This window comes from Streptomyces roseirectus (assembly GCF_014489635.1).
Taxonomy (GTDB): Bacteria; Actinomycetota; Actinomycetes; order Streptomycetales; family Streptomycetaceae; genus Streptomyces; species Streptomyces roseirectus.
In genome coordinates this window covers 5,778,758-5,805,752 of record NZ_CP060828.1, presented here as the reverse complement: position 1 = coordinate 5,805,752, position 26,995 = coordinate 5,778,758, and the positions used below count along the sequence as shown (strand labels likewise).

The following is a 26,995-nucleotide window of genomic DNA, read 5'->3' as shown; positions in this document are numbered from 1 at the left end:
ATTTACGGCAGGTTGCGGGCCATGACGATCCGCTGGACCTGGTTCGTGCCTTCGTAGATCTGCGTGATCTTCGCGTCCCGCATCATCCGCTCGACCGGGTAGTCACGGGTGTACCCGTACCCGCCGAGGAGCTGGACGGCGTCGGTGGTGACCTCCATGGCGACGTCCGAGGCGAAGCACTTGGCGGCGGCGCCCTGGTAGGTGAGGTCGGCGTCGACGCGTTCGGAGGCGGCGGCGGCCTGGTAGGTCAGGGCGCGGGCGGCGGAGATCTTCATGGCCATGTCCGCGAGCATGAACTGGATGCCCTGGAAGTCGGCGATCGGCTTGCCGAACTGCTTGCGCTCGCGCACGTAGCCCTTGGCGTAGTCGAAGGCGCCCTGGGCGACGCCGAGGGCCTGGGCGGCGATGGTGATGCGGGTGTGGTCGAGGGTCTTCATCGCGGTGGCGAAGCCGGTGCCCTCGGCGCCGATCATGCGGTCCGCGGGGATGCGGACGTTGTCGAAGTAGACCTCGCGGGTCGGGGAGCCCTTGATGCCGAGCTTCTTCTCGGGGGCGCCGAAGGAGACGCCCTCGTCGGACTTCTCGACGACGAACGCGGAGATCCCCTTGGAGCGCTTCTCGGGGTCGGTGACCGCGAGGACCGTGTAGTACTCGGAGACGCCCGCGTTGGTGATCCAGCGCTTGACGCCGTTGAGGATCCAGTGGTCGCCGTCGCGCACGGCGCGGGTCTTCATGCCGGCCGCGTCGGAGCCGGCCTCGGGCTCGGAGAGGCAGTAGGAGAACATCGCGTCGCCCTTGGCCAGCGGGCCCAGGTACTTCTTCTTCAGCTCCTCGGAGCCGGAGAGGATCACCGGGAGCGAGCCGAGCTTGTTGACCGCCGGGATGAGGGAGGAGGAGACGCAGGCGCGGGCCACCTCCTCGATGACGATGACGGTGGCGAGCGCGTCGGCGCCGGCGCCGCCGTACTCCTCCGGGACGTGCACGGCGTGCAGGTCGTTCGCGACGAGGGCGTCCAGCGCCTCCTGGGGGAAGCGGGCCTCCTCGTCGACCGCGGCGGCGAAGGGCGCGATCTTGGCCTCGGAGAGTGCGCGGACCGCGTCGCGGAGCATGTCGTGCTCCTCGGACGGGCGGTACAGGTCGAAATCAGCCGATCCGGCCAAGGTCATTCACTCCAGACGACGCTAATTACCGTTAAGTAACTCAAAGTTTAGGGGCCCGCCCCCGGGACGGATACGTGAGCTACGCGACAAGGAGGAATCTGCCCGGTGAGGGGCCCGCGCACGCCCCGACTATGCTCAGGCAGCGCACGTCCGGCCGTACCCCTGTGGAGCGTTCATGAGCCTCAAGATCACCGTGATCGGCACCGGTTACCTCGGCGCGACGCACGCGGCGGCCATGGCCGAGCTGGGGTTCGAGGTGCTGGGGCTCGACGTCGTGCCGGAGAAGGTCGAGATGCTCCAGCGGGGCGAGGTCCCGATGTACGAGCCCGGCCTCGAAGAGCTGCTGAGGCAGCACGTCGCCGGGATCGAGGGGTCGTCCGGGCGGCTCAGGTTCACGCTCGACTTCGCGGAGGCCGCCGCCTTCGGGGACGTCCACTTCGTGTGCGTCAACACCCCGCAGCGGCACGGTGAGTACGCCGCGGACATGTCGTACGTCGACGCCGCGATCGCCTCGCTCGCGCCGCACCTCGACCGGCCCACGCTCGTCGTCGGGAAGTCGACGGTGCCCGTCGGGTCGGCGGCGCGGCTCGCGGCCTACCTCGCCGAGCACGCGCCCGCCGGGGCCGGGGCCGAGCTGGCCTGGAACCCCGAGTTCCTGCGGGAGGGGTTCGCCGTGCAGGACACGCTGCGGCCGGACCGGGTCGTCGTCGGGGTGCGCAGCGAGCGGGCCGAGGGGCTGCTGCGCGAGGTGTACGCGATGCCGATCGCCGCCGGGACGCCGTTCGTCGTCACCGACTTCCCCACCGCCGAGTTGGTCAAGACCTCCGCGAACTCGTTCCTCGCGACGAAGATCTCCTTCATCAACGCGATGGCCGAGGTGTGCGAGGCGGCCGGGGGGGACGTCGCGAAGCTCGCCGAGGCGATCGGGTACGACGACCGGATCGGGCACAAGTTCCTGCGGGCCGGGATCGGGTTCGGGGGCGGGTGTCTGCCCAAGGACATCCGGGCGTTCATGGCCCGTGCCGGGGAGCTGGGGGCGGACCAGGCGCTCACGTTCCTGCGGGAGATCGACTCCATCAACATGCGCCGGCGGGGACAGATGGTGGAGATGGCCCGGGAGGCGCTGGGGGGCGGGGCGTTCCTGGGCAAGCGGGTGGCCGTGCTGGGCGCGGCGTTCAAGCCCGACTCCGACGACGTCCGTGACTCGCCCGCGCTCAACGTCGCCGGGCAGATCCATCTCCAGGGCGGGCAGGTGACCGTCTACGACCCCAAGGGGATGGACAACGCGCGCCGCCTCTTCCCCACGCTCGGGTACGCCGACTCGGCGCTGGACGCCGTGCGCGGCGCCGATGTCGTCCTGCACCTCACGGAGTGGCGGGAGTTCCGGGAGCTGGACCCGGCGGCGCTGGGGGAGGTCGCCCGGGGCCGGGTGATCCTGGACGGGCGCAACGCGCTGGATCCCGCGGTGTGGCGCAAGGCGGGGTGGGTCTACCGGGGGATGGGACGGCCTACCGCCTGAGTCAGTACTCCTTCGGGGCCTGGCCCTTGAACATCGTGTAGGCCATGTCCGTGATCATGTTCTCGCGGGACAGCAGGCCCCGGGTGGGGTGCGGGTAGTCGGGCGGCAGGCCCTCCTCGACCAGGGAGACGACCTCGCCGAAGGTGAAGGGGATGCCCGTCTGGGTGACCAGGCTGGCGATGCGGATGAGCGCTTCCTTGGTGCGTACGCGCAGGTCCGCGACCAGGGCGTCATGGTCCATCTCGGTCATGGGGGACACGCTAGCCAACCGCGGGGCGGCGGGGGGCCGGTGCGGGAAAACACCGGCCCAAAGGGTGAGCCTCAGGCCCAGCGGGTGAGCCTCAGCCCCGGCCGCCGTCCAGTTCCGTCAGTCTCGCCGTCGACGGTTCGCGGCGGGACCGGGCGGCGCGGGAGAGGAAGTCCGCGTTGCGCAGGACGCGTTGGAGGTTGTCCCAGGTGAGGAGGGTGAGGTCGGTGTCGGGCCAGCCCCGGCGCAGGAGTTCGGTGACGAGGTGGGGGTACGCGGAGGGGTCGGGCAGGCCCTCGGGGTGGGCGGCGGGCGAGTCGTAGACGCCGGAGAGGGCGACGGCGTGCGGACCGGCGACGGCGCGGATGTGGTCGAGGTGATCGGCGACGTCCGTCAGCGCGGGCCCGGTCTGGTCCGCCGTCAGCGGGACCATGCAGACGCCCTTGGCGCGGCCGAGCGCGGACAGCAGCTCGTCGGAGAGGTTGTCGGGGTGGGGCCGCAGGGCGCGGGCGGCCGAACGCGTGCACAGGACCGGCGCCTTGGAGAGCGTCAGCGTGCGGACGATCGTCGCGTCGGAGGCGCCGGAGAGGTCGGCGACGACGCCGAGCCGGTTCATCTCGCGCACGACCTCCTCGCCGAACCTGCTGAGCCCCGCCTCGCTGGCCCAGCTCGTGCCGGCCAGGGTCAGGACGCGCAGCCCGAGCGAGTGCAGGATCCGCAGGACGCCGAGGGAGTCGTCGAGCGCGGGCGCCCCGGCGGGGCCGAGGAGGACGGCGACGCGTCCGCAGTTGCGCGCGTCGATGACCTGGCCCGCGGTGCGCGCGGCCCGCAGGCCCTCGGGGTGCGCGTCGACGACCGCGCGGACGAGGTCGATCTGTTCGAGGGTGACGGCGACGGCCCGCCGCCCGGCGTCCCCGCCGGCCCCCTCGGCCGTGTCCCCCGGTAGCCGCAGTGCCCACAGCACCGCGCCCACCTGGCCCTCGCGCAGGCGGGGGATGTCCGTGTCGACCGCGCTCTCGCCGAGTTCGAGGTCGTACCAGGGGAGGCCGCGCAGGACCCAGGGGAGGGTGCCGTAGCCGTCGGCGACGGGGTGGTCGGTGAGGAGTTCGCGGGCGCGTTCGAGGGGGTCGCAGGCGTACGGGGTCTCCTCGAAGGGTGCCTCCAGCGGCAGCTCGCCGGCCTCGGCCGTGGGGTGCAGTTCGTTCTGGAGGTCTGCCATGAGGGGGCTCCGTACGTCGTGATCCGGGTCGTGATCAGCGGTACGGTCCACCGTCGCACGGGGTACGGCGGGTCACCCGGCGGACGGGGCGTTCGGGGGTACGCGACCTGTTTCACGTCCCCCGAGGCCCGTATGTCCTCAGCCGACGACGCCGTCGAGGTCCTCGATCCGCGCCGACGACGGTCCGCGCGTCCCCTGGATCCCGCGTGCCACGTCCTCCGCCGCGCCGAGCACCCGGACCGCGTTCTGCCAGGTCAGCTTGGCGAGGTCGGTGCGGGACCAGCCGCGGTCGAGGAGTTCGGCGAGGAGGTTGGGGTAGCCGGAGACGTCGCTGAGGCCGTCCGGCGTGAAGGCGGTGCCGTCGTAGTCGCCGCCGATGCCGAGGTGGTCGACACCGGCGACCTCGCGCATGTGGTCGAGGTGATCGGCGACCGTGGCGACCGTCGCGACGGGGCGGGGGTGGGCCGCCTCGAAGGCGCGGTGGACGGCCATCGCCTCGGGGGTGGTGGCGAGGTGGTGGAAGCCGTGGGCACGCATGTTGTCGTCGGCCGCGGCCGTCCAGTCGACCGCCGCCTGGAGGACGAACTTCGGGACGAACGTCACCATCGCCATGCCGCCGTTCGCGGGGAGGCGTTCGAGGACGTCGTCGGGGATGTTGCGGGGGTGGTCGCAGACCGCGCGGGACGAGGAGTGCGAGAAGATCACCGGCGCGGACGACGTGTCGAGCGCCGCCCGCATCGTCGTCGGCGCGACGTGCGAGAGGTCGACGAGCATGCCGAGCCGGTTCATCTCGCGGACGACCTCGCGGCCGAACGCGGTCAGCCCGCCGACGTTCGGGACGTCCGTCGCGGAGTCGGCCCACGCGATGTTGTCGTTGTGGGTGAGCGTCATGTAGCGAACGCCGAGCGCGTACAACCCCCGGAGCGTGCCGAGGGAGTTGGCGATCGAGTGGCCTCCCTCGGCGCCCATCAGCGACGCGATGCGGCCCTCTCCGCGTGCCGCCTCCATGTCGGCGGCGGTGAACGCGGCGCGCAGGGCGCCCGGGTGACGGTCGATCAACTGCCGTACGCAGTCGATCTGTTCGAGCGTCGCCGGGACCGCGTCGGGCTGGTCGGAGCGTACGTACACGGACCAGTACTGCGCCCCGACGCCGCCCTCGCGCAGGCGCGGCAGGTCGGTGTGCAGGTGGGCGTCCTGGCGTACGGCGATGTCGCGCGCGCCGAGGTCGTAGCGGACCTGCTCGCGCAGCGCCCAGGGGAGATCGTTGTGGCCGTCGACGACCGGGAACTCGGCGAGGAGTTCCCGGACCCGGTCGCGCGCGGCGGCGTTCACTTGCCGAACCCGAAGGACCCCTTGGCCCCCTCGACCTTGGCGCGCAGCCGCTTGCCCTTCTCGGTGGCCTGGTCGTTCAGCTCCTGCTGGAAGTCCCGCATGCGCGCGAGGAGTTCGTCGTCGTGCGCGGCGAGGATCCGGGCGGCGAGGAGACCGGCGTTGCGGGCGCCGCCGACGGAGACGGTCGCCACCGGCACGCCGGCCGGCATCTGCACGATCGACAGCAGCGAGTCCATGCCGTCCAGGTACTTGAGGGGTACGGGTACCCCGATGACCGGCAGCGGCGTCACCGACGCCAGCATCCCCGGCAGGTGCGCCGCTCCCCCGGCCCCGGCGATGATCACCTTCAGCCCGCGCTCCGCCGCCCGCTCCCCGTACGCGATCATCTCGTGCGGCATGCGGTGCGCGGAGACGACGTCCACCTCGTAGGCGACCTCGAACTCGTCCAGCGCCTGGGCTGCGGCCTCCATGACGGGCCAGTCGGAATCCGACCCCATGACGATGCCTACGACAGGGCTCATTCGGTGATCGTGCCTCTCAGGTAGCCGGCCGCGTGACGGGCGCGGTCGAGCGCGTCGTCGAGGTCGTTGCCGTAGGTGTTGACGTGGCCGACCTTGCGGCCGGGCTTGACGTCCTTGCCGTACATGTGGATCTTGAGCTGGGGGTCGCGGGCCATGCAGTGCAGGTACGCGGAGTACATGTCGGGGTAGTCGCCGCCGAGGACGTTGACCATGACGGTCCACTTGGCGCGGGGGCGGGGGTCCCCCAGGGGGAGGTCGAGGACGGCCCTCACGTGGTTGGCGAACTGGGACGTGATCGCGCCGTCCTGGGTCCAGTGGCCCGAGTTGTGGGGGCGCATCGCGAGTTCGTTGACCAGGATGCGGCCGTCGCGGGTCTGGAAGAGTTCGACGGCGAGGTGGCCGACGACGCCGAGTTCCTTGGCGATCGTCAGGGCCATCTCCTCGGCCTTGAGCGCCAGTTCCTCGTCGAGACCGGGGGCGGGGGCTATCACGGTGTCGCAGACGCCGTTCACCTGCTGCGACTCGACGACCGGGTAGGCGACGGCCTGGCCGTGCGGGGAGCGGACGACGTTTGCGGCCAGCTCGCGGACGTAGTCGACCTTCTCCTCCGCGAGGACCGGGACGCCGGCGCGGAAGGGGTCCTCGGCGTCCTCGGGGCCGTCGACGACCCAGACGCCCTTGCCGTCGTAGCCGCCCCTGACGGTCTTGAGTACTACGGGGAAACCCGTACCCTCCGCCGCGAACGCGGCGACGTCCGCCGGGTCCGTCACGATGCGGTGCCGCGGGCAGGGGACGCCGATCTCCGTGAGCTTCGCGCGCATCACGCCCTTGTCCTGGGCGTGCACGAGGGCGTCCGGGCCGGGGCGGACCGGGATGCCGTCCGCCTCCAGGGCGCGGAGGTGTTCGGTGGGGACGTGTTCGTGATCGAAGGTGATCACGTCGCAGCCCCTCGCGAAGGCGCGCAGCGTCTCCAGGTCGCGGTAGTCGCCGATGACGACGTCGCTCACGACCTGGGCCGCCGAGTCCTGAGGGGTGTCACTGAGAAGCTTGAACCTGATGCCCAACGGGATGCCCGCTTCGTGCGTCATACGCGCGAGCTGGCCACCGCCGACCATGCCGACTACCGGAAACGTCACACCCCTAGGGTATCGGCACGCCGTCCGGCCGGTTTCCGCCCGCTCTTACTGCGGGTTTCCCTCACTCATACCGGGAGTTTCCCCCCTGCTTCCCGAGCTGTTTCCAACCCGTGAGGTCGACCACAGGAAACCTCCATCGGGGGTGGTTAGCATGGCTGGGTTGACGAAACCGAACCCGGACGGGGGCTTGTACGAGCATGGAACACGGTTCCACGGGGCATGCTTCCGGTTTGCGCCGCATCCTTCGCGAGGTGGCCAAGTTCGGTGCGGTGGGTGGGGCGGGGTTGCTGGTCAACCTCGCCGTCTTCAACCTCGTCCGGCATGTCACCGACCTTCAGGTGGTCCGGGCCAGCGTCATCGCCACCGTCGTCTCCATTGTCTTCAACTACGTCGGGTTCCGGTACTTCACCTACCGTGATCGCGACAAGAGCGGGCGGACCAAGGAGCTGACGCTCTTCCTCTTCTTCTCGGTCATCGGGATGGTCATCGAGAACGGGGTGCTCTACGTCGCCACGTACTCGTTCCACTGGGACAGCCCGCTGCAGAGCAACATCTTCAAGTTCGTGGGCATCGGGGTCGCGACGTTGTTCCGGTTCTGGTCGTACCGGACCTGGGTGTTCAAGGCGATGCCGGCGGGGGAGGCTGTGGCCGGGGCCGAGGCGATCCTGGAGCAGCGGTCTCCGGCGGTGGGGCGGGTCAGCGAACGGGCCTGAGCCCCTAAAGAGCAAAACCCTCACCTGACCGTCGGTTCGTCCGTTTCCGTTGACTTCTTCAGGGGAGCCGTGCGGGACAGGAACAGGCCGAAGACCGGCGGTTGCGCCTGGAGCATCTCCAGGCGGCCGCCGTCCGCTTCCGCCAGGTCTCGGGCTACCGCGAGGCCGATGCCCGTCGAGTTGCGGCCGCTGATCGCTCGTTCGAAGATGCGGGCGCCGAGTTCTCCGGGGACGCCCGGGCCCTCGTCCGTCACTTCGATGACCGACTGGTTGCCGGTGACGCGGGTGCGGAGGGCGACGGTGCCGCCGCCGTGCATGAGGGAGTTCTCGATGAGGGCCGCGAGGACCTGGGCGACGGCGCCGGGGGTGCCGACGGCCTGGAGGTGGCGTTTGCCGGAGCTGACGATCGCGCGGCCGGCGGAGCGGTAGGCGGGGCGCCATTCGGCGAGCTGCTGCTGGATGACCTCGTCGAGGTCGAAGGAGACGGCGTTGCCGGTGCGGGGGTCGCGGGAGTTGGTGAGGAGGCGTTCCACGACGTCCGTCAGCCGCTCCACCTGGGTCAGCGCGACGTTCGCCTCCTCCTTCACCGTCGCCAGATCGTCGGTGAGGGTGATCTCCTCGAGGCGCATCGACAGGGCCGTCAGCGGCGTGCGGAGCTGGTGGGAGGCGTCGGCGGCGAGGCGGCGTTCGGCGGTGAGCATGCGGCCGATCCGCTCGGCGGAGGAGTCGAGGACGTCGGCGACCCGGTCCAGCTCGGGGACCCCGTACCGCTTGTGCCGGGGGCGGGGGTCGCCGGAGCCGAGGCGTTCGGCGGTCTCCGCGAGGTCGGTGAGGGGGGACGCCAGCTTGTTGGCCTGGCGCACGGCGAGGAGGACGGCCGCGACGACGGCGAGCAGCGCGACGAGGCCGATGATCAGCAGCGTCCGCCCGACCTCGCGGGTCACCGCGGACTTGGGCTCCTCGACGCGGACGCTCTCCCGGCCCTCGCCCAGTTCCTCCGCGTGGATGACCTCGCCCTCGGGCTTCTGCCCGATCTCGATCGGCGCCCGCCCCGGGATCCGGATCACGGCGTAACGGTCCTGCGTGACCTGGTCCCGCAGTATCTCGGCGGTCACGTCCTCCGAGCCGAGCAGCCGGCTGTCGACGATCCCCACGAGCCGCACGGCCTCGGAGTCGACGCGCTCCTGCGCGCTGGTGCTGATGGTCCGGCTCTCGACGATGACGAGGGAGACCCCGAACACGGCGATGACGACGAGGACGACAGCGAGGGTGGACTGGATCAGACGACGGCGCACGTTCCCACTCTTTCAGGGGCCCGGCGAGCTGTGACCAGCCACGATCCACGCCCCGCACGGCATGACGCGCGTAGCGCCTAGCTCTTCTCGAACCGGAAGCCGACGCCCCGGACGGTGGCGATGTACCGGGGGTTCGCCGCGTCGTCCCCGAGCTTCTTGCGCAGCCACGAGATGTGCATGTCGAGCGTCTTGGTGGACGACCACCAGGTGGTGTCCCACACCTCGCGCATGAGCTGGTCGCGGGTGACCACGCGCCCGGCGTCCCGGACGAGCACGCGGAGCAGGTCGAACTCCTTGGCGGTGAGCTGAAGCTCCTCGTCGCCCATCCACGCCCGGTGCGACTCGACGTCGATCCGCACGCCGTGCGTGGCCGGCGGCTGCGCGGGTTCGGCGGCGCCGCGCCGCAGCAGCGCCCGGACGCGGGCGAGCAGTTCGGCGAGGCGGAACGGCTTGGTGACGTAGTCATCGGCACCCGCGTCGAGCCCCACGACCGTGTCGACCTCGTCCGCGCGGGCGGTGAGGATGAGGATGGGCACGGCATGTCCCTCGGAGCGCAGCCGGCGGGCCACTTCGAGCCCGTCCATACCGGGCAGCCCGAGGTCGAGCACGACCAGGTCGATGCCGCCCTGCATCCCGGCGTCGAGCGCGGTCGGTCCGTCCTCCCGCACCTCGACCTCGTACCCTTCCCGGCGCAGGGCGCGGGCCAGCGGTTCCGAGATGGACGCGTCGTCCTCGGCTAGCAGTACACGGGTCATGAGGCTGATGGTAGTCCGCACGAGGGGTGGCCAGGGGTGTGATCGGCACGCCTGTTTCTTACCAAGGGGCAAGTGGGGGCAACTCGGGCGGTCCGGGGGGCGTGTCCGTCGTACGGATTCTTGGTATGGACCTTGTGATCCATGCCTCAAACCCTTCCATTTCGCCCCCTACCCTGCCGTAGGGTGGCCGGACGCCTGTTGCACTGTGGGGACCGTCGGCGAGGGAGCCGGGGGTCCTTTTTCGTGCGTAGCGGTGTAAGCGACCCGTAAACAGCAGCAAGGATCCATCATGGCGTCCAGCCTGACGAAGGACTCGGCCCGGCCGGTGAACCCCGGCTCCGCCGGTACCTTCTTCGGCCACCCGCGCGGTCTGGCCACCCTCTTCCTGACGGAGATGTGGGAGAGGTTCTCGTACTACGGCATGCGGGCTCTGCTGCCGCTGTACCTGGTGGCACCGGGGGGTATGCACCTGAGTGCGGGGACGGCGACGGCGATCTACTCCGTCTACGTCTCGCTGGTGTACCTGCTCGCCCTGCCCGGCGGCTGGTTCGCGGACCGGGTGCTCGGCCCGCGCAAGACAGTGGCCGCCGCCGGTCTGGTCATCATGGTCGGCCACGCGTGCCTCGCCGTGCCGTTCTCCGGCTCCTTCTACGGCGGCCTCGCCCTCGTCGCGCTCGGCTCCGGCCTGCTGAAGGCCAACATCTCGACGATGGTCGGCCACCTCTACGACGGCCCGGACGACCCGCGCCGCGACGCCGGCTTCACACTCTTCTACATCGGCATCAACCTGGGCGGGTTCTTCGCGCCGCTGGTCATCGGCACGATCGGCGAGAACGTCGACTGGCACCTCGGCTTCGCGCTCGCGGCCGTCGGCATGGCGCTGGGCCTCGGCCAGTTCCTGCTGGGGACGCGTCACCTGAGCGAGCGCAGCGACGTCGTGCCGACCCCGCTGTCCGCCGCCGAGAAGGCGGCCACGCTCCGCAAGGGGCTGATCTGGCTCGCGATCGCGGCGGTGTTCTACTCCGTCGTCGGCTTCACCGGGCACTACACGCTGAACTGGGTGCTGATCCCGCTGACGGTCATCGGGCTCGTCGTGCCGGTCCTCGTGCTCGGGCGGATCAAGCGGGACAAGGACCTGGACGCGGCCGAGCAGTCCAAGGTGTCGGCGTACATCTGGTTCTTCCTCGCCGCCGCCGTCTTCTGGATGATCTACGACCAGGGCGGCTCGACGCTGTCGCTGTTCGCCGAGGGCAAGGCCGACAACACGGTGTTCGGCTGGGAGTTCCCGGTCTCCTGGTACCAGTCGGTCAACCCCGTCATGATCATGGCGCTCGCGCCGGTCTTCGCGTGGCTGTGGCTGTGGCTGAACCGGCGTGGCCAGGAGCCGAGCACGATCGTGAAGTTCGCGACCGGTCTCGTGCTGGTCGGCGCGTCGTTCTTCCTCTTCCTCGCGCCGCTGTCGATCGCCGAGGGCGGTCACAAGGCCGCCGCGCTGTGGCTCGCCGGGATCTACTTCGTGCAGACGGTGGGTGAGCTGACCCTCTCCCCCGTCGGGCTCTCCGTCACGACGAAGATGGCGCCCGCGAAGTACGCGTCCCAGATGATGGGCGTCTGGTTCCTCGCGGTGACCGCCGGTGACTCCGTCACGGCGCTGCTGTCGAACCCCGCGGTGGGCGGGGTCGACCTGGACCGGATGGGCTTCGTCGCCCTCGAAGCCGTCCTCGCCGTCATCGCCGGTGTCGCCGTGTGGATGTACCGCAAGAAGGTCAACTCCATGATGGGCGACGTGCGCTGACGTCTCGCGCGTCTCGCGCGTCTCGCGCGTCTCGCGTGTCGAGGGCCGTCCTGGTGGGAACCGGGGCGGCCCTCGCCGTGTCCACCGCGTGCCGTCGTTTCCCTTCCCTCCTCACGCTCCCCGGCGTACCTTGGCGCACCAAATCTGATGAGGCGTCAGGGGTGAGGGATCGTGGCCAAGCGGAAGCGGAGTGTCGTGCTCGCGTCGGGCGCGGTCCTGGCCGGGGCGGGGGTGCTGGTGGTGGCGCCGGGCGCGCGGGCAGCCGTCGTCGACGTCAACTACGCCTGCAAGACGCCGATCGGGGACAAGAGCGCGGTCTCGCCGATCGACATCAAGGGCGTGAAGAGCGGCAGCGGTTACCGGATCACCATGTCGTGGCAGAAGGGCGTGTCGTCCAGCCCCGTCGAACTCGGGGCCGGCGCGATGAAGCCCTCGGCGACCGTCAAGGTGGGCGGGGCCGACAGCGGGACGCTCACCGTCACCGGGGCCGCCAACCAGGCGAAGATCCCCGCCAACACCCCCATAAAAATCAGCGACTTGAGCGGGACCTACACGCCGAAGGCGGCCGGGAAGGTGACGTTCACCGCCGGGACGCTGACGATCGTGGCGCTCGGCACGACGACGACCTGCACGCCGACCAACTCCCCGGGCGCGTCACTGACGTTGGACGTGACCGCGGGCGACTCCGACTCCCCGCCGGCCGCCACGCCCCAGCTCCCGCAGACCGGCCCCGAGGACTCCTTCGTCGCGCTCGGCACCCTCGGGGGCACGGTCCTGCTGGCCGGCGCGGCGGGCGCCCTGTGGCTGACACGCCGTGCCCGTTAGCGCCGTGCCTGTCAGGAGGGTCGCCGCCCTGCTGGCCGCCCTCACACTGCTGCTGACGGCGACGGTGGCAGGGATAGCCGACGCCGCACCGCAACCAACCCTGAAACTCGCCAAATCCGAGGCGGGCAAGGGCAGTTCCCTCACCGTGACCGGCACCGGCTGGCCCGCGAAATCCCTGCTGACCCTGCTGCTGTGCGGCCGGTCCAGCCCCGAGCGCGGAGTCCTCGGCGGCACCAACTCCTGCGCCAACGCGGACGGCCGCGCCGTCACGACCGACGCGCGCGGACGCTTCACCCGCGAACTCCCCGTCGTGGGACCGCCGGTGCCCTGCCCGTGCGTGGTCCACGCCGCGACGGCGACCGGACCCAAGGCACAGGCCGACGCCGCGCTGAAGGTCGCCGGACACGAGGAGAAACCGCTCCCGGAGATCTCCGGGGCCGGCGAGATCCGCGTCCTGACGGACCCTCGACTCAAGGGTTCCAGCGGCCTGTTGACCTGGTTCGGGGCGCCGCCCGCCCGCACGTTCACGGTGACCGTCGGCAACGCCGGCACCACCCCCGTCACGAACCCCGTCTTCCAAGTCGGCACCGCCCACGGGGTGTTCGCGCCCCAGTGGGACGACCACCAGTGGGACGGCACCCTCGCCCCCGGTCAACGCGCCCGCCTGGAGCTGCCGTTCGAGCTGGGCAGCGGGGCGCACGGCGACTACACGGTCTCCCTGAGATACGGCGGCAAGGTCCTCGCCGACCGGGACTGGGACGTCGGCCGGCCCTGGGGCGTCGTCCTGTTCTGGGCGCTCGTCGCCGTCGTCGTCCCCTCCGCGCTGTTCCGGATCGGCATGGCGATCGTCGACCGGGTGCGCCCGCGCCCGCACCACCGCACGTGGCGTCCCCTGCACGGCCGTTACCGGAAGCGGGAGGAACCGGCACCGGCCGTCGAACGGACCCTGCCCTGGTTCGCCCCGGACACCCAGGGCCGCCTCTCCGCACCGCACGACGACCGAACGACCCCCAGCAGGAAGGGCATGACGTGAGAGCCACCAGGAGAGCGGCCGTCGCAGTGGTCGCGGTCGGGACGGGCGCCCTGCTCGGGCTCACGGCCGTCCCCGCCATGGCCGCCGAGGTGTCGTACACCACCCACTGCGTCCCCCCGGCCGGGATTCCCCCCGTCGACGGGACCACCAAGGTCGCCGTCACCGCGCCCGCCACCGCGAAGGTCGGCGACACCGTGGACGTCGTCTGGAAGTTCGTCCAGGCCGCGTCCAAGAACCCCGACATCATCGACCTGCCCGCCAACTCCGTTCAGCCGTCGGGGACGTTGAAGGTCTCCGGGGCGCAGAGCGGGGACCTCGCGATGACCGGGCCGCGCGAGAACCCGGCGATCCCCAAGGGCGGCGCGATGGTGCTGGCCGACATGAAGGGCTCGCTGAAACTGACCGCGCCGGGGGAGGTGAAGCTGACGCCGGACGCGTATGTCGTCAACGCGATGGGGACGAACACGGAGTGCGCGCCGACGCAGGCGGTGGCGCAGGCGGCGACGATCACCGTGACGGGCGGGTCCTCCGACTCGCCGAGCCCCAGCGGCTCTTCGTCGCCGTCGCCGTCTCCCTCCCTCTCCCCCTCGCCGTCCCCCTCGGTGTCGCAGTCGCCCTCGCCGTCCCCTTCGCCGTCCGTCACCGGCTCTCCGGAGCCGACCGACTTCACCGGCAAGGTCGTCGAGGTGCCGTACACCTGCCAGTCGCCGCTCGGGGAGAAGAAGGCGACCTCGCCGGTGCAGATCAACGCCACCAAGAGCGGCGGGAGTTACGCCCTCACCGTCCAGTTCAAGAAATCGGTGATGAACAGCCCGGCCGACATCCCCGCCGGGTCGGTCAAACCGTCCATGGAGGTGAAGCTCGGCGGCGCGGACACCGGCACCGTCCACGTCGAGGGGCCCCTCAACTCCGCCCCGATCAAGACGAACGACCCCATCGAGATCCCCGACCTCAAGGGCACCTACAAACCGGGGGCGACCGGTGAGTCCACCCTCGCGCCCGGGGTGCTGCTCATCGAGGCGCTGGGCACGAAGACGACCTGCACGCCGGACCAGAGCCTGGTCTCCCTGACGCTCAAGACGCAGGAACAGGAAGGGGGCGCCTCGGGCGGGACGTCCACGGGCGGCGGGTCCGCCGCCGGCGGCACCGGCACGAGCGGCGGCCTCGCCGACACCGGCGCCGAGAACCACGGCGGGCTGAAGGCACTGGGCCTCGTCGCCGGGACGGCGATCCTGCTGGGCGGGGCGGTGTTCACGTTCCTGCCGAAGCGGCGGACGCGGTAGACAGAGCGAGGGCGTCCCTGCCGACGGAGACGACGGCAGGGACCCGGCGATTCACCCGCATCCCGCGGTGCCGGAACGCTCCCGTGGGGGCGACCCGGGCGAACAGGCGTGCGCGTCGGATCGGACGGCGTCCGTGACGAGTTCGGAGACGACGAGGAGGACGTCGCCCTCCTCTGCGCGCCGGGCGGCCTCGACGTCGAGGCCATGTGCAAGGTGAAGGTGTACGAGCTCATGGCCGACCAGGGGATGACGTCCGGTCGTTCGTCCTCGTGCGCTTCCCGAGCACCGGTGAAGGAGCCGAGCAAGTGGACGGCCCCGCCGTGGTCTTCACGGGCGGCGCCAAGCGGTCGTGGGCGAGTTGGGGCGCGCCCGGTCCCCGGTGGACCGGGCGTGCTCCGCGTCACGCTGGCGCGCCCACCTCCGCCCAGACCGTCTTCCCAGTCATCCCCGGCGTCCGGACGACCCCCCAGTCGAGGCACAGGCGTTGCACGATGAACATGCCGTGGCCGCCGGGGCGGCCGGCGCGGTGGGGGGTGCGGGGGGACGGCTGGCCGGCGCCGCGGTCCTCGACCTCGACGCGGATCACCTTGTTGTCGCAGGAGATGCGGATCTCGTCGGGCCCCCCGGCGTGCAGGCAGGCGTTGGTGACGAGTTCGGAGACGACGAGGAGGACGTCCTCGGCGGCGGCCCGCCGGTCCGCGCCGACCGCTGGAAGCCACCCCCAGGCGTACAGCGCCTGCCGGGCGAAGTCGCGGGCGAGCGGCACGACCCCACTGGCTCCGTCGAGCCGCAGTCGGCGGACCCCGCCGGACGGCACGGGCTCCGGGCCGCGGTCGCTCGGCACAGGGGGCCGCGTGGTGCTCATCAGCGCTTCACCTCACCAGTTCACCGGGGCCAGAAGTACCAGGTCCCTCTAGGGATCGACGGCGCCCCTCCCGCAGGGACACGTGCCGTCGACATGTTCACGAAGTCTCCTGCCCGGCGCGGCGTGGGGAACACACCCCGGCGGGCCGATGGTGGCTCAGCCGTCAGTGCCGGGCCCCGGAAGCGCCTCGGCGACCGTGTCGTGGACGGTGAAGACGGCCTCCGCGCCGGTGATCTCGAAGACGCGGGCGACGACGGGCTGCATCGCGACGAGATGGACGCCGCCCCCGGCCGCCTCCGCCTTGAGCCGGGCCCCGAGCAGCACGTTGAGGCCGGTGGAGTCGCAGAACTCCAGGCGCGAGCAGTCGATGACGAGGCGGCTGAGGCCCTTGGCCAGGCAGCCTTCCAGAGGTTCGCGCAGCAGGTCCGCGGTGTGGTGGTCCAGCTCACCCGCGGGGGTCACGACCGCGCTGGCCCCCTCTTCCCGCACCTCCACCAGCAGCCGGCCCGACTGTGCGCTGCCGACCGTCCCGTGGTCCATGCCGTCATCTCTCCCGAGGTAGTCCGCCGTGTACCGATGCTCTCGAACATTACGCCCCCTCCCTCCGCTCCTCCACCGAGTCCGAACAGCCGAACAACCGTACACGGCTTGAAAAATGGGGCGAATCGGACTTGCGGTCGGGTCGCGGAAGCAGGTAGGGCTAGTAGGAAGCCCCGATTCCCGGGGGAACGACCGGACGGCCTCGGAGGCGCCGCACACCGCAGTCCACAGGTACTGGCTTCGGCAGCCATTCGCCACACCTGCCGAGAACGATGGAGGACGACATGTCACCCCGGCTCGACGCATCCCGGCCCCCGACGGCGGCGTCGACACCCCCACCGGAACAGCTTGATCCCCACCACGAAGACTTCGCGGATCCTCTGGATCCGCTGGCGGATCTCCCCGAGATCCCCCCGTACGACGAGATCGGCGCCGTCGACGCGCGCGCACTGTCCAAGACGCTCTTCGCCCGGCTCGAATCCCTCGAAGAGGGCACCCACGAGCACGCCTACGTCCGCAACACGCTCGTCGAGCTGAACCTCGCGCTCGTCAAGTTCGCGGCGGCGCGCTTCCGCTCCCGCAGCGAGCCGATGGAGGACATCGTCCAGGTCGGCACGATCGGGCTGATCAAGGCGATCGACCGCTTCGAGCTGAGCAGAGGCGTCGAGTTCCCGACCTTCGCGATGCCGACGATCGTCGGCGAGATCAAGCGGTTCTTCCGCGACACCTCCTGGTCCGTGCGCGTCCCCCGACGCCTCCAGGAGCTGCGGCTCGAACTCGCCAAGGCGGGCGACGAGTTGTCGCAGCGCCTCGACCGCTCCCCCACCGTCGCGGAGCTGTCCGAGCGGCTGGGGATCTCGGCCGAGGAGGTCGTGGAGGGGATGGCCGCGTCCAACGCGTACACGGCCTCCTCCCTCGACGCCCAGCCGGACGAGGACGAGACCGAGGGCGCGCTCGCGGACCGGATCGGGTACGAGGACCACGGGCTTGAGGGGATCGAGTACGTCGAATCCCTCAAGCCCCTGATCGCCGCGCTTCCGCCCCGCGAGCGGCGGATCCTGTCGCTGCGGTTCGTCGCCGGGCTCACCCAGTCCGAGATCGGCGAGGAGCTGGGCATCTCGCAGATGCATGTGTCGCGGCTGCTGGCCAGGACGCTGGTGCGGCTGCGGAAGGGGCTGACCGTGGAGGAGTGACCCCGGTCACACCTCCCGTACGCCCTTGCGCCACACCCCCGTCACCAGCGGCACGCCCGGCCGGTAGGCCAGGTGCACGTGGCTCGGGGCGTCCAGCAGGACCAGATCCGCCTGGGCGCCCGGGGCCACGCGCCCCACGTCCGTGCGCCGCAGCGCCGCCGCGCCCCCCGCCGTCGCCGCCCACACGGCCTCGTCCGGCGTCATGCCCATGTCCCGCACCGCGAGGGCGATGCAGAACGGCACCGAGGACGTGAACGACGAGCCCGGGTTGCAGTCGGTGGACAGGGCGACGGTGACGCCCGCGTCCAGCAGCCGCCGGGCGTCGGGCCACGGGGCGCGCGTCGAGAACTCCGCCCCCGGCAGCAGAGTCGCGACGGTGTCACCGCTCGCGAGGGCGTCGACGTCGGCGTCCGTCAGGTGCGTGCAGTGGTCGGCGCTGGCCGCGTCGAGTTCGACGGCGAGCTGGACGCCGGGGCCGTGGGTGAGCTGGTTGGCGTGGATGCGGGGGTGCAGGCCCTTGGCCCGGCCCGCGGTGAGGATCGCGCGCGCCTGGTCGCCGTCGAAGGCGCCCTTCTCGCAGAAGACGTCGATCCAGCGGGCGTGGGGCGCGCAGGCGTCCAGCATCTCGCCGGTGACCAGGGCCACGTACGCGGCCGGGTCGTCGGCGTGGTCGGGGGCGACGATGTGGGCGCCGAGGTAGGTGGTCTCGTCGGTGTGGCGGGCGGCGAGGCGCAGGGCGCGGGCCTCGTCGGCGACCGTGAGGCCGTAGCCGGACTTGGTCTCCATGGTCGTCGTGCCCTGGCGGAGGGCTTCGTCCAGGTAACGGGTGAGGTTCGCCTCGAGTTCCCGGTCGCTCGCGGCGCGGGTGGCGGCGACGGTGGTGCGGATGCCGCCGGCCGTGTAGGGGCGGCCGGACATGCGGGCGTTGAACTCGGCGGTGCGGTCGCCCGCGAAGACGAGGTGGGAGTGGGAGTCGACGAAGCCGGGCAGGACGGCCCGGCCGCCCGCGTCGAGGGCGTTGTCAGTGGTGGGTGCTTTGCTTGATTCACCGGTCCACACGACGCGGTCGCCTTCGATGACGACGGCCGCGTCCTGGATCAGTCCGAGTGGGGAGTGGTCGCCCAGGGAGGGGTCGTTGGTGACAAGGGTGCCGATGTTCGTGATGACGGTCGTCGTGCCGGTCGTGCTGTTCGCCTGGTTCGGCCCGGCGGGGCTGCTCGGCGTGGTGGGCGTGTTCATGGCGTCCTCGTGGGTGGCGAAGGTCAGGACCGCAGCGCGGCGACGGCCTCGGCAAGGGCTCGCGGCGCGTCCGGCACGGCTGTGTGGGCCCCGTCCCGTACGACGTGCCGGCCGCCCACGACCGTATGGCGGACATCTGCCGCCGACGCCGCGAATACGGCCGTCTCGGCGCCCAGCCGCGGCAGCGGGCCCGCGGTTCTGACGGAGTCCAGGGCGACGGTCGTGAAGTCGGCGAGGGCGCCCGGCGCGAGGGTGCCGGCGTCGTCCCAGCCGAGTGCGGCGTGGCCGTCCGCCGAGGCGGCCCGCAGGAGGGCGGCGGCCGTCCAGTGGCCCCGGGTGCGGGTGCGCAGGCGCTCGTTCAGCTCCATCGCGCGAGCCTCCTCGAAGAGGTCGATGACGGCGTGGCTGTCGGAACCGAGGGAGAGCGGGGAGCCGGCCCGCTGGAGGGCGACGGCGGGTCCGATGCCGTCGGCGAGGTCCCGTTCCGTCGTCGGGCACATGCAGGTGCCGGTGCCCGAGCCGCCGATGAGGGCGATGTCCTCGTCCGTCAGGTGGGTGTTGTGGACGCCGGTGGTGCGGGCGCCGAGGACGCCGTGGTCGGCCAGGAGCCGCGTGGGTGTGCGGCCGTGGGCGGCCCGGCAGGCGTCGTTCTCGGCGGTCTGTTCCGAGAGGTGGACGTGCAGGGGGGCCCGGCGGTCCTGGGCCCACCGCGCGACGGTCGCGAGCTGGTCGGCGGGGACCGCCCGTACCGAGTGGATCGCGGCGCCGATCCGTGCGTGATCCCGTTCCTTGAGTCCTGAACAGCGTGTGGCCCAGGCGTCGGCGTCGCCGTCGGAGAAGCGCCGCTGGTGGGCGTTGGGTGCCTCGCCGAACCCGGCCGACAGGTAGCAGGCGTCCAGCAGGGTGATCCGGATCCCGGCGTCCGCCGCCGCCTGGATCAGCGCCTCGCCCATCGCGTTGGGGTCGGCGTAGGGGGTGCCGTCCGGGTTGTGGTGGACGTAGTGGAACTCGCCGACGGCCGTGACGCCGGCCAGCGCCATCTCGGCGTACACCGCGCGGGCCAGGGCGTGGTAGCTCTCGGGGGTGAGGCGGGCGGCGACGCCGTACATCACCTCGCGCCAGGTCCAGAAGGTGCCGCTGCCGACCTGGACCGTGCCGCGCAGGGCGCGGTGGAAGGCGTGGGAGTGGGCGTTCGCCAGGCCGGGGAGGGTCAGGCCGCGCAGCACCTCGGCGCCGGGGGGCGGGGTGTCGACGCCTGTGCGGACGGCGGTGATCCTGCCGTCGGCGACGTCGAGGGCGACGCCGGGTTCGACGACCGGATCCAGCCAGGCGTGCTCCAGCCAGTACGTCTGTGCGGTTGTCACTTGCCGGCCAGCCCTTCCACTACGTCGGCGAGCGCCCGCACCCCGGCGACGCAGTCGTCCTCGGCCGCGAACTCCGCCGGGGAGTGCGAGACGCCTGTGGGGTTGCGCACGAACAGCATGGCGGTCGGGACGCGCCCCGACAGGATCCCGGCGTCGTGTCCGGCGCCGGTGCCGAGCACGGGGACCGCGAGGGCGGGGTCCTTCTCCTTGCCGAGGATGCGGGCGAGTTCGTCCCGCAGGGCGTGGTCGAACTCCACGACCGGCGTGAACGACTCGCGCACGACGTCCAGTTCGACGCCGTGCTCCCGCGCGTACGCGTGCGCGGCCTGCTCGACGCCGGTGACGACCGCGTCCAGGCTCTCCTGGTCGGCGGCGCGGGAGTCCAGCCAGCCCCGCACGAGCGAGGGGATCGCGTTGACGCCGTTCGGCTCGACGGCGATCTTCCCGAACGTCGCGACGGCGCCGGCGAGCCGGGCCTCCCTGCGGGCGGCGAGGACGGTCTCCGCGTACGACAGCATCGGGTCACGCCGGTCCACGAGCCGGGTCGTCCCCGCGTGGTTGGCCTCGCCGCGGAAGTCGAACCGCCAGCGGCCGTGGGGCCAGATGGCGCTGGCGATGCCGACCCGGTCGCCGCTCAGGTCGAGGGCGCGGCCCTGCTCGACGTGGAGTTCGACGAACGCGCCGATCCGGTCGAGGCGGTCGCTGTCGACGCCGATCGCGTCCGGGTCGTACCCGGCGGTCTCCATCGCCCTCGGGAGGGTGATGCCGTCCCCGTCGGTCAGCCGGTGCGCCTGCTCCTTGGTGAGCTGCCCCGCGGTGAGCCTCGATCCGACGCAGGCGAGGCCGAAGCGGGCGCCCTCCTCGTCGCCGAAGTTGACGATGGCGAGGGGTCTGGTGAACTCGACGCCCCGGGCGCGGAGTTCGTCGAGCGCGGCGAACGACGACACGACCCCGAGGGGGCCGTCGAAAGCGCCCCCGTCGGGCACGGAGTCGAGGTGCGACCCGATGACGACAGCGTCCCCCGCGCCCGGGTCGCCCACCCAGGCCCACTGGTTCCCGTTCCGGTCGACCTCGTACACAAGCCCCCGCAACCGCGCCTGCCCCTCGAACCAGCCCCGGCACTCGGCGTCGGCCGGGGTCCAGGCGAAACGCCGGTAGCCACCGGAGTCGGGGTGCCGGCCGAGGGGGCGCAGCTCCCGCCACATCTCCTGGAAGGTGGGGGGCGTGGGCGACGGGGGGTGGACGGGGGGTTCCGGGGCCGGGGACGAGGGCCGGGCGGGGTGGCCCGGGGCGGACGCCGAGGGCCGAGCGGGGTGGCCCGGGGCGGACGCCGAGAGCTGGACGGGGCGGCCCGGGGTTTGTGACGGGGGTTGGACGGGGTGACCCGAGGCCGACGCCGAGGGCTGGACGGGGCGGCCCGGGGTTTGTGACGGGGGTTGGACGGGGTGACCCGAGGCCGACGCCGAGGGCTGGACGAGGCGGCCCGGGGTCTGTGACGGGGGTTGGACGGGGTGACCCGAGGCCGACGCCGAGGGCTGGACGAGGCGGCCCGGAGTCTGTGACGGGGGTTGGACGGGGTGACCCGAGGCCGACGCCGAGAGCCGGGCGGGGCGCTCCGGGACCGACGCCGAGGGCCGAGCCGGGGGTTCCGGGGCCGGGGACAAGGGCCGAGCCGGGTGCTCCGAGGTCGACGCCGAGGACCGAGCCGGGGGTTCCGGGACCGACGCCGAGGACCGAGCCGGGGGTTCCGGGACCGACGCCGAGGACCGAGCCGGGGGTTCCGGGACCGACGCCGAGGACCGAGCCGGGGGTTCCGGGACCGACGCCGAGGACCGAGCCGGGGGTTCCGGGACCGACGCCGAGGACCGAGCCGGGGGTTCCGGGACCGACGCCGAGGGCCGAGCCGGGGGTTTCGGGGCCGGGGACGGGGGCTGGGCGGGGTGGGCCGGGGTGGGCGGCGGGGGCGTGCTCCGGTTCCCCGCCGCAGTGGTGTCGTCGCTCACGCGGCGCCGCCCTCGCGCATCGGCACCCGTACGCCCCGTTCGTCGGCCGCCGTCTCGGCGATGTCGTAGCCGGCGTCGACGTGGCGGATGACGCCCATGCCGGGGTCGTTGGTGAGGACGCGGCGGATCTTCTCGCCGGCGAGCTGAGTGCCGTCGGCGACGGTGACCTGGCCGGCGTGGATGGAGCGGCCCATGCCGACGCCGCCGCCGTGGTGGATGGAGACCCAGGAGGCGCCGGAGGCGACGTTGACCATGGCGTTCAGCAGCGGCCAGTCGGCGATCGCGTCGGAGCCGTCGAGCATGGCCTCGGTCTCGCGGTAGGGGGAGGCGACGGAACCGGCGTCGAGGTGGTCGCGGCCGATGGCCAGCGGCGCGGCCAGCTCGCCGCTCGCGACCATGTCGTTGAAGCGTTCGCCGGCCTTGTCGCGCTCGCCGTAGCCGAGCCAGCAGATGCGGGCGGGCAGGCCCTGGAAGTGGACGCGCTCACCGGCCATCTTGATCCAGCGGTGCAGCGATTCGTTCTCGGGGAAGAGGTCGAGGATCGCCTTGTCGGTCTTGGCGATGTCGGACGCCTCACCGGAGAGCGCGGCCCAGCGGAAGGGGCCCTTGCCCTCGCAGAACAGCGGGCGGATGTAGGCGGGGACGAACCCGGGGAACGCGAACGCCCGGTCGTAACCGGCGAGTTGGGCCTCGCCCCGGATGGAGTTGCCGTAGTCGAAGACCTCCGCGCCGGCGTCCATGAAGCCGACCATCGCCTCGACGTGCCGGGCCATGGACTCGCGGGCCCGCGTGGTGAACCCGGCCGGGTCCTTCGCCGCCGCGTCGGCCATGTCCTCGAAGGCGACGCCGACCGGCAGGTAGGACAGCGGGTCGTGGGCGGACGTCTGGTCGGTGACGATGTCGATGGGGGCGCCCTCGGCGAGCATCTGCGGAAGCAGCTCGGCGGCGTTGCCGAGGAGGCCGATGGAGAGCGGCCGACGGGCGTCGCGGGCCTCGGTGGCGAGCTGGAGCGCGTGGGCGAGGTTGTCGGCCCTGACGTCGAGGTAGCGGTGCTCGATGCGGCGTTCGATGGCGCGCGGGTCGCAGTCGATGCAGATCGCGACGCCGTCGTTCATGGTGACGGCGAGCGGCTGGGCGCCGCCCATCCCGCCGAGCCCGGCGGTGAGGGTGATCGTTCCGGCGAGGGAGCCGCCGAACTTCTTCGCGGCGACGGCGGCGAACGTCTCGTAGGTGCCCTGGAGGATCCCCTGCGTGCCGATGTAGATCCAGGACCCGGCGGTCATCTGGCCGTACATGGTCAGCCCGAGCGCTTCGAGGCGGCGGAACTCCTCCCAGTTGGCCCAGTCGCCGACGAGGTTGGAGTTGGCGATGAGGACGCGCGGCGCCCACTCGTGCGTCTGCATGACGCCGACGGGACGCCCGGACTGGACGAGCATGGTCTCGTCCTGCTTGAGCGTGCGCAGGGTGCGGACCATCGCGTCGAAGGAGCGCCAGTCGCGGGCGGCCTTGCCGGTGCCGCCGTAGACGACGAGCTTGTCGGGGTGCTCGGCGACCTCGGGGTCGAGGTTGTTCTGGAGCATCCGCAGGGCCGCCTCCTGCTGCCAGCCCAGGGCGCTCAGTTCGGTTCCGCGGGGGGCTCGCACGGGCCGGGGTCCTGACATGGGCTGCCTCCTGGGGGCACGTCGCCGATATTCCGCTTGTATTCACATCCTGGCCAGGTGAATAGAACTAGTCAATAGCGCGCGGAACCGACACGCACGCCGTACGGGTGTTTGGCTGGAAGGAGGAGCACACCCGGCCGACGGACGGGGCATGCTCCGCTCGCGATACCGGACGACCTCGACGGGGGCTGATGTGCGGCAGACGGCGGACGAGGCGCGGGCGGCGCGCCGGGACGACGCGGTGCGCGCGGCGGTGGAACAGGGCCTGCTCGGGGCGGACGTCCCGGTCGTGGGGCTGCTGGACGCGGTGGGGATCAGGGAGTCGGCGCGGGAGCTGCGGGCCGCGTTCGACGCCGTCGTCCCCGCGGGCACCCCGGTCCTGCACGCGTTCGCCGTGAAGGCTGCCCCTCTGGTAGGGGTACTACGACTCCTGGGGGACGCCGGTCTCGGCGCGGAGGTCGCGAGCCCCGGCGAGCTGGCGCTGGCGCGGGCGGCCGGCTTCGGGCCCCGGGCGACCGTCCTCGACTCCCCCGCGAAGACCCCGGCCGAGCTGCGGGAGGCGCTGGCGCTGGGGATCGCCGTCAACGCCGACAATCCGCAGGAGCTGGCGCGGATCGACGCCCTGATGCGGTCGGCGCCGAGCACGTCACCCCTGGGTATCAGGATTAACCCCCAGGTAGGGGGCGGGACGATCGAGTCGACGTCCACGGCGACGGCGACCTCCAAGTTCGGGGTGGCCCTGCGGGACGAGGGCGCGCGGGAGTGGGTGATCGGGGCGTACGCCGAGCGCCCGTGGCTGACCCGGCTGCACGCGCACACCGGCTCGCAGGGGGTGCCACTGACGCTGATGGCGCGCGGAGTGGCCGAGGCGTACGCACTCGCCGAGGAGATCAACCGGCGCGTCGGGCGCCGGCAGATCGACACCGTCGACATCGGCGGCGGTCTGCCGGTCCACTACGCCTCCGACGAGACGACGCCGACGTACGCGCAGTACGCCGGTCTGCTCCGGGAGGCCGTGCCGGGGCTGTTCGACGGGCGGTACGGGCTGGTCACCGAGTTCGGGCGGTCGCTGCTGGCGAAGCAGGGGACGCTGGTGGCGCGCGTCGAGTACGCCAAGCACGCGGGCGGGCGGCGGATCGCCGTCACCCACGCGGGCGTCCAGGTCGCCACGCGGACCGTGTACGCGCCGGCGGCCTGGCCGCTGCGGATCGCCGCGTACGACGCGAAGGGGCGGGTCAAGGGCGGGCCCGAAGTCGTCCAGGACGTCGCCGGGCCCGCCTGTTTCTCCGGGGATCTACTCGCTCGGGGGCGGAGTCTGCCGTTGCTCGAACAGGGGGACTACGCCGCCGCGTTGGACACCGGCGCGTACTGTTTCATCCACCACTACGCCTACAACTCCCTTCCCCGGCCCGCCGTCTACGGGTACGCGCCCGGTGCGGACGGGCGGGTCGAGTTCGCGTTGGTCCGTGCGGCCCAGTCGGTCGAGTCGATCGTCGCGGAGGCGGGCGGGGCGTACGCGGACGCGCTCACTTCTCTGGGTCCCCGATAGCCCCGAAAACCAGGCAAACTCGCCTACTCTAGCTTGCCGTTGGCATTTTCCAAGTGAAATTGCCAAAGCCCTCACCCGTCGCACACACGGTCTGTAGCGTCTCTCTCACTCAGCCGTACCACAGGGGGAGGGAGTCACTGGTGCCCGGAATCGACGAGTGTCTGCTGGAGGCCATGCGCCTGCCCGGCGCCCGGGGTGCCGCCCTGGTCGACTGGACCAGCGGGCTCGCCCTCGGGATCGTCGGGGAGTTTCCCGGCGGGGATCCCGAGATCGCGGCGACGGAATCCGCCGAACTCGCCCGACTGGCCACGGAACAACGCGCATTCACCCCGGACCCCTCCTCGACCCCCTCCCCCTCCGACGCCCCTCCCATCACCGACCTCATCATCACCAACCCCGACAGCTACCACCTCCTCCACTTCCTCCCCACCTCCCTCGACACCACCGCCTTCCTCCACATCTGCCTCACCCGCCACGAGGGCAACCTCGCCCTCACGCGGATCCGCCTGGAGGAACTGGCGAGGAAGCTGGTGCTGGCGTGAGGGGGCGGGAGGTTGGGGTGCTGAACGGCTTGGGTGGCGTGGGGAGTTGGAGGGCGGGATTGGGGGGTGGAGGCCGGCACGCCGGGGGCGGCGGGGTGGAGATCTGCGGGAGCGATGCCCTTGACTCCGGGCACGACTTCGCGGGTTGGAAGGCTGAGCTGGAGAGCGGGTGCCGGCGTGCCGGGGACGGCGGGGCGGGGATCGACGGGGGCGATGGCCTGAACCCCGAGACCGGCTCCGCGAGTTGGTCGACAGGCGTCGGGGGCGCCGGCCAGGGGATCGGGGCCGGAGGCCGGGGAGGCGAGGGCGGGGCGCAGGGTCTGACCGCCCGGTCCGGGTGCGACCACCGGAACTCTGGTGCTGATAGCGCGAGTTGGGCGAAGGGCCCCGGCGGTCGAGCGGCCGAGGGCGGGGCCAGTCGAACGGACGGCTTCGAGGGCCGCAGCCCTGACTCCGAGCCCGGCCCCGCGAGTTGGGCGGCTGACGCCGGGGTGGGGAGTCGAGCGGTCGGCTTCGAGGCCGGCGGCCTGAACGTCGAGGGTGACGCGGTGAGTTGGGGGGTTGGCGGCAAGGGTCGGGGAAGTTGGGGGGAGAACGGCGGAGAGGTGGCTGGTGCTGGGCGGTGGGAGCGTGGGGGCGACGGCCGAGGAGGCGGGGCGCGGTGCCGGGCGACCGGGGCTGCGGTCCGTGTCCGGAGTACCCAGTGCGGTGCCGTGAGTTGGGCAGCCGGTGCGGGCTGCCGGGGCGGCGCCTGGGTCGGGAGTCGAGCGGTCGGCTTCGAGGCCGGCGGCCTGAACGTCGAGGGTGACACGGCGAGTTGGGCGGCCGGCGACGAGGGCCGGGGAAGTTGGGGGGAGAACGGCGGAGAGGTGGCTGGTGCTGGGCGGTGGGAGCGTGGGGGCCAACGCCTCGCCTTCGTCCACGTCCACGACTTCACTTCCGCCCTTGTCCTCGCCCCGGCCTTCGCTCTCGCCCACGCCCTCCCCCTCACCCACGTCCTCGTTCCCGCACACGCCTTCGCCCTTGCCCACGCCCTCCCTCTCACCCACGTCCTCGTTCCCGCCCTCGCCCTCAACCTCCCTGTGAGGGGGTGGTGATGGTGGTCGTGGAGGCTCTGCCCGTTCGGGCTCATCTTGTGGGGGAGGTTTCGGGGTTGTTGGCTCGGGTTGCGGGGGAAGGGGCGAGTGGGGTGTTGAGTCGGGCGGG

The 26,995-nt window shown here is 71.9% G+C and carries 24 protein-coding genes; 10 read left to right on the top strand and 14 right to left on the bottom strand.

The genetic code is table 11. The features are described 5' to 3' along the window. Positions 1-2: 2 nt before the first annotated feature. Positions 3-1,166 (bottom strand): acyl-CoA dehydrogenase family protein, encoded by a 1,164-nt coding sequence (locus IAG44_RS24785; RefSeq protein WP_187749274.1) that lies wholly within the window; start codon positions 1,164-1,166, stop codon positions 3-5. A 169-nt stretch (positions 1,167-1,335) separates the two neighbouring features. Here IAG44_RS24785 and IAG44_RS24780 point away from each other — a divergent pair, with 169 nt between their 5' ends. Next, the gene (locus IAG44_RS24780) at positions 1,336-2,679 is read left to right on the top strand and encodes a UDP-glucose dehydrogenase family protein (RefSeq protein WP_187749273.1); all 1,344 of its coding nucleotides are present in this window, start codon (positions 1,336-1,338) and stop codon (positions 2,677-2,679) included. A gap of 1 nt (position 2,680) precedes the next feature. Here IAG44_RS24780 and IAG44_RS24775 read toward each other — a convergent pair whose 3' ends face one another. From IAG44_RS24775 to IAG44_RS24755, 5 genes are all read right to left on the bottom strand, one after another. Next, the gene (locus tag IAG44_RS24775; protein WP_187749272.1) at positions 2,681-2,929 is read right to left on the bottom strand and encodes a hypothetical protein; all 249 of its coding nucleotides are present in this window, start codon (positions 2,927-2,929) and stop codon (positions 2,681-2,683) included. Positions 2,930-3,020: 91 nt separating this feature from the next. Continuing rightward, positions 3,021-4,145, bottom strand: a complete 1,125-nt coding sequence (locus IAG44_RS24770) for a dipeptidase (protein ID WP_187749271.1) — start codon at positions 4,143-4,145, stop codon at positions 3,021-3,023. Positions 4,146-4,283: 138 nt separating this feature from the next. After that, the gene (locus IAG44_RS24765; RefSeq protein ID WP_187749270.1) at positions 4,284-5,477 is read right to left on the bottom strand and encodes a dipeptidase; all 1,194 of its coding nucleotides are present in this window, start codon (positions 5,475-5,477) and stop codon (positions 4,284-4,286) included. Beyond that, positions 5,474-5,998, bottom strand: a complete 525-nt coding sequence (gene purE, locus IAG44_RS24760) for a 5-(carboxyamino)imidazole ribonucleotide mutase (protein ID WP_187749269.1) — start codon at positions 5,996-5,998, stop codon at positions 5,474-5,476. The genes IAG44_RS24765 and purE overlap by 4 nt, the downstream gene beginning before the upstream one ends. Beyond that, on the bottom strand, positions 5,995-7,134 hold the full coding sequence (locus IAG44_RS24755) for a 5-(carboxyamino)imidazole ribonucleotide synthase (protein WP_187749268.1): 1,140 nt from the start codon (positions 7,132-7,134) through the stop codon (positions 5,995-5,997). The genes purE and IAG44_RS24755 overlap by 4 nt, the downstream gene beginning before the upstream one ends. 197 nt (positions 7,135-7,331) lie before the next feature. Here IAG44_RS24755 and IAG44_RS24750 point away from each other — a divergent pair, with 197 nt between their 5' ends. Continuing rightward, a complete protein-coding gene (locus IAG44_RS24750) occupies positions 7,332-7,847 on the top strand; it encodes a GtrA family protein (protein ID WP_187749267.1) in 516 nt (171 codons plus the stop codon). Between the two features lie 20 nt (positions 7,848-7,867). On the opposite strand, the gene IAG44_RS24745 is transcribed toward IAG44_RS24750, so the two are convergent. Beyond that, positions 7,868-9,142 (bottom strand): HAMP domain-containing histidine kinase, encoded by a 1,275-nt coding sequence (locus IAG44_RS24745; RefSeq protein ID WP_187749266.1) that lies wholly within the window; start codon positions 9,140-9,142, stop codon positions 7,868-7,870. Positions 9,143-9,219: 77 nt separating this feature from the next. Then, a complete protein-coding gene (locus IAG44_RS24740) occupies positions 9,220-9,897 on the bottom strand; it encodes a response regulator transcription factor (protein WP_055720913.1) in 678 nt (225 codons plus the stop codon). Between the two features lie 289 nt (positions 9,898-10,186). Between IAG44_RS24740 and IAG44_RS24735 the strand changes: the two genes are divergently transcribed. From IAG44_RS24735 to IAG44_RS24720, 4 genes are all read left to right on the top strand, one after another. Beyond that, positions 10,187-11,692 carry an oligopeptide:H+ symporter gene (locus tag IAG44_RS24735; protein WP_187749265.1) on the top strand — a complete coding sequence of 502 codons (1,506 nt, stop codon included), beginning with the start codon at positions 10,187-10,189 and terminating at the stop codon, positions 11,690-11,692. Between the two features lie 171 nt (positions 11,693-11,863). Then, positions 11,864-12,517 carry an LPXTG cell wall anchor domain-containing protein gene (locus tag IAG44_RS24730; protein ID WP_187749264.1) on the top strand — a complete coding sequence of 218 codons (654 nt, stop codon included), beginning with the start codon at positions 11,864-11,866 and terminating at the stop codon, positions 12,515-12,517. A 4-nt stretch (positions 12,518-12,521) separates the two neighbouring features. Then, positions 12,522-13,550: a hypothetical protein gene (locus tag IAG44_RS24725; protein ID WP_187749263.1), complete on the top strand. Its 1,029-nt coding sequence runs from the start codon at positions 12,522-12,524 to the stop codon at positions 13,548-13,550. 77 nt (positions 13,551-13,627) lie between these two features. Beyond that, a complete protein-coding gene (locus IAG44_RS24720) occupies positions 13,628-14,833 on the top strand; it encodes a hypothetical protein (RefSeq protein WP_246564378.1) in 1,206 nt (401 codons plus the stop codon). Between the two features lie 400 nt (positions 14,834-15,233). On the opposite strand, the gene IAG44_RS24715 is transcribed toward IAG44_RS24720, so the two are convergent. Both IAG44_RS24715 and IAG44_RS24710 read right to left on the bottom strand, forming a co-directional pair. Beyond that, positions 15,234-15,698, bottom strand: coding sequence for an ATP-binding protein (locus tag IAG44_RS24715; protein WP_187749262.1), 465 nt, complete (start codon positions 15,696-15,698; stop codon positions 15,234-15,236). A 156-nt stretch (positions 15,699-15,854) separates the two neighbouring features. Further along, positions 15,855-16,238, bottom strand: coding sequence for an STAS domain-containing protein (locus IAG44_RS24710; protein WP_187749261.1), 384 nt, complete (start codon positions 16,236-16,238; stop codon positions 15,855-15,857). 284 nt (positions 16,239-16,522) lie between these two features. Between IAG44_RS24710 and IAG44_RS24705 the strand changes: the two genes are divergently transcribed. Further along, entirely contained in the window at positions 16,523-17,431 is a 909-nt protein-coding gene (locus tag IAG44_RS24705; RefSeq protein WP_187749260.1) for an RNA polymerase sigma factor SigF, read from the top strand. 6 nt (positions 17,432-17,437) lie between these two features. Here IAG44_RS24705 and hutI read toward each other — a convergent pair whose 3' ends face one another. From hutI to hutU, 4 genes are all read right to left on the bottom strand, one after another. Then, positions 17,438-18,670 carry an imidazolonepropionase gene (gene hutI, locus IAG44_RS24700; protein ID WP_187749259.1) on the bottom strand — a complete coding sequence of 411 codons (1,233 nt, stop codon included), beginning with the start codon at positions 18,668-18,670 and terminating at the stop codon, positions 17,438-17,440. A gap of 23 nt (positions 18,671-18,693) precedes the next feature. Further along, on the bottom strand, positions 18,694-20,034 hold the full coding sequence (locus tag IAG44_RS24695; protein WP_187749258.1) for a formimidoylglutamate deiminase: 1,341 nt from the start codon (positions 20,032-20,034) through the stop codon (positions 18,694-18,696). Further along, positions 20,031-21,239: an allantoate amidohydrolase gene (locus IAG44_RS24690; protein WP_187749257.1), complete on the bottom strand. Its 1,209-nt coding sequence runs from the start codon at positions 21,237-21,239 to the stop codon at positions 20,031-20,033. The genes IAG44_RS24695 and IAG44_RS24690 overlap by 4 nt, the downstream gene beginning before the upstream one ends. 794 nt (positions 21,240-22,033) lie before the next feature. Continuing rightward, the gene (gene hutU / locus IAG44_RS24685) at positions 22,034-23,698 is read right to left on the bottom strand and encodes a urocanate hydratase (protein WP_187749256.1); all 1,665 of its coding nucleotides are present in this window, start codon (positions 23,696-23,698) and stop codon (positions 22,034-22,036) included. 151 nt (positions 23,699-23,849) lie between these two features. Here hutU and IAG44_RS24680 point away from each other — a divergent pair, with 151 nt between their 5' ends. From IAG44_RS24680 to IAG44_RS24670, 3 genes are all read left to right on the top strand, one after another. Beyond that, positions 23,850-25,247, top strand: coding sequence for a type III PLP-dependent enzyme domain-containing protein (locus tag IAG44_RS24680; RefSeq protein ID WP_187749255.1), 1,398 nt, complete (start codon positions 23,850-23,852; stop codon positions 25,245-25,247). A 140-nt stretch (positions 25,248-25,387) separates the two neighbouring features. Then, entirely contained in the window at positions 25,388-25,789 is a 402-nt protein-coding gene (locus IAG44_RS24675; protein ID WP_187749254.1) for a hypothetical protein, read from the top strand. Between the two features lie 713 nt (positions 25,790-26,502). After that, the gene (locus tag IAG44_RS24670) at positions 26,503-26,886 is read left to right on the top strand and encodes a hypothetical protein (protein WP_187749253.1); all 384 of its coding nucleotides are present in this window, start codon (positions 26,503-26,505) and stop codon (positions 26,884-26,886) included. Positions 26,887-26,995 lie beyond the last annotated feature (109 nt).

Coding starts and splice junctions, on each gene's coding strand:
- IAG44_RS24710 (WP_187749261.1), bottom strand. CDS start 16,238: ATGGACCACGGGACGGTCGGCAGCGCACAGTCGGGCCGGCTGCTGGTG.
- IAG44_RS24740 (WP_055720913.1), bottom strand. CDS start 9,897: ATGACCCGTGTACTGCTAGCCGAGGACGACGCGTCCATCTCGGAACCG.
- IAG44_RS24680 (WP_187749255.1), top strand. CDS start 23,850: ATGCTCCGCTCGCGATACCGGACGACCTCGACGGGGGCTGATGTGCGG.
- hutU (WP_187749256.1), bottom strand. CDS start 23,698: ATGTCAGGACCCCGGCCCGTGCGAGCCCCCCGCGGAACCGAACTGAGC.
- IAG44_RS24690 (WP_187749257.1), bottom strand. CDS start 21,239: ATGTGGCGGGAGCTGCGCCCCCTCGGCCGGCACCCCGACTCCGGTGGC.
- IAG44_RS24750 (WP_187749267.1), top strand. CDS start 7,332: ATGGAACACGGTTCCACGGGGCATGCTTCCGGTTTGCGCCGCATCCTT.
- IAG44_RS24780 (WP_187749273.1), top strand. CDS start 1,336: ATGAGCCTCAAGATCACCGTGATCGGCACCGGTTACCTCGGCGCGACG.
- IAG44_RS24775 (WP_187749272.1), bottom strand. CDS start 2,929: ATGACCGAGATGGACCATGACGCCCTGGTCGCGGACCTGCGCGTACGC.
- purE (WP_187749269.1), bottom strand. CDS start 5,998: ATGAGCCCTGTCGTAGGCATCGTCATGGGGTCGGATTCCGACTGGCCC.
- IAG44_RS24770 (WP_187749271.1), bottom strand. CDS start 4,145: ATGGCAGACCTCCAGAACGAACTGCACCCCACGGCCGAGGCCGGCGAG.
- IAG44_RS24735 (WP_187749265.1), top strand. CDS start 10,187: ATGGCGTCCAGCCTGACGAAGGACTCGGCCCGGCCGGTGAACCCCGGC.
- hutI (WP_187749259.1), bottom strand. CDS start 18,670: ATGAACACGCCCACCACGCCGAGCAGCCCCGCCGGGCCGAACCAGGCG.
- IAG44_RS24705 (WP_187749260.1), top strand. CDS start 16,523: ATGTCACCCCGGCTCGACGCATCCCGGCCCCCGACGGCGGCGTCGACA.
- IAG44_RS24715 (WP_187749262.1), bottom strand. CDS start 15,698: ATGAGCACCACGCGGCCCCCTGTGCCGAGCGACCGCGGCCCGGAGCCC.
- IAG44_RS24720 (WP_246564378.1), top strand. CDS start 13,628: ATGGCCGCCGAGGTGTCGTACACCACCCACTGCGTCCCCCCGGCCGGG.
- IAG44_RS24785 (WP_187749274.1), bottom strand. CDS start 1,166: ATGACCTTGGCCGGATCGGCTGATTTCGACCTGTACCGCCCGTCCGAG.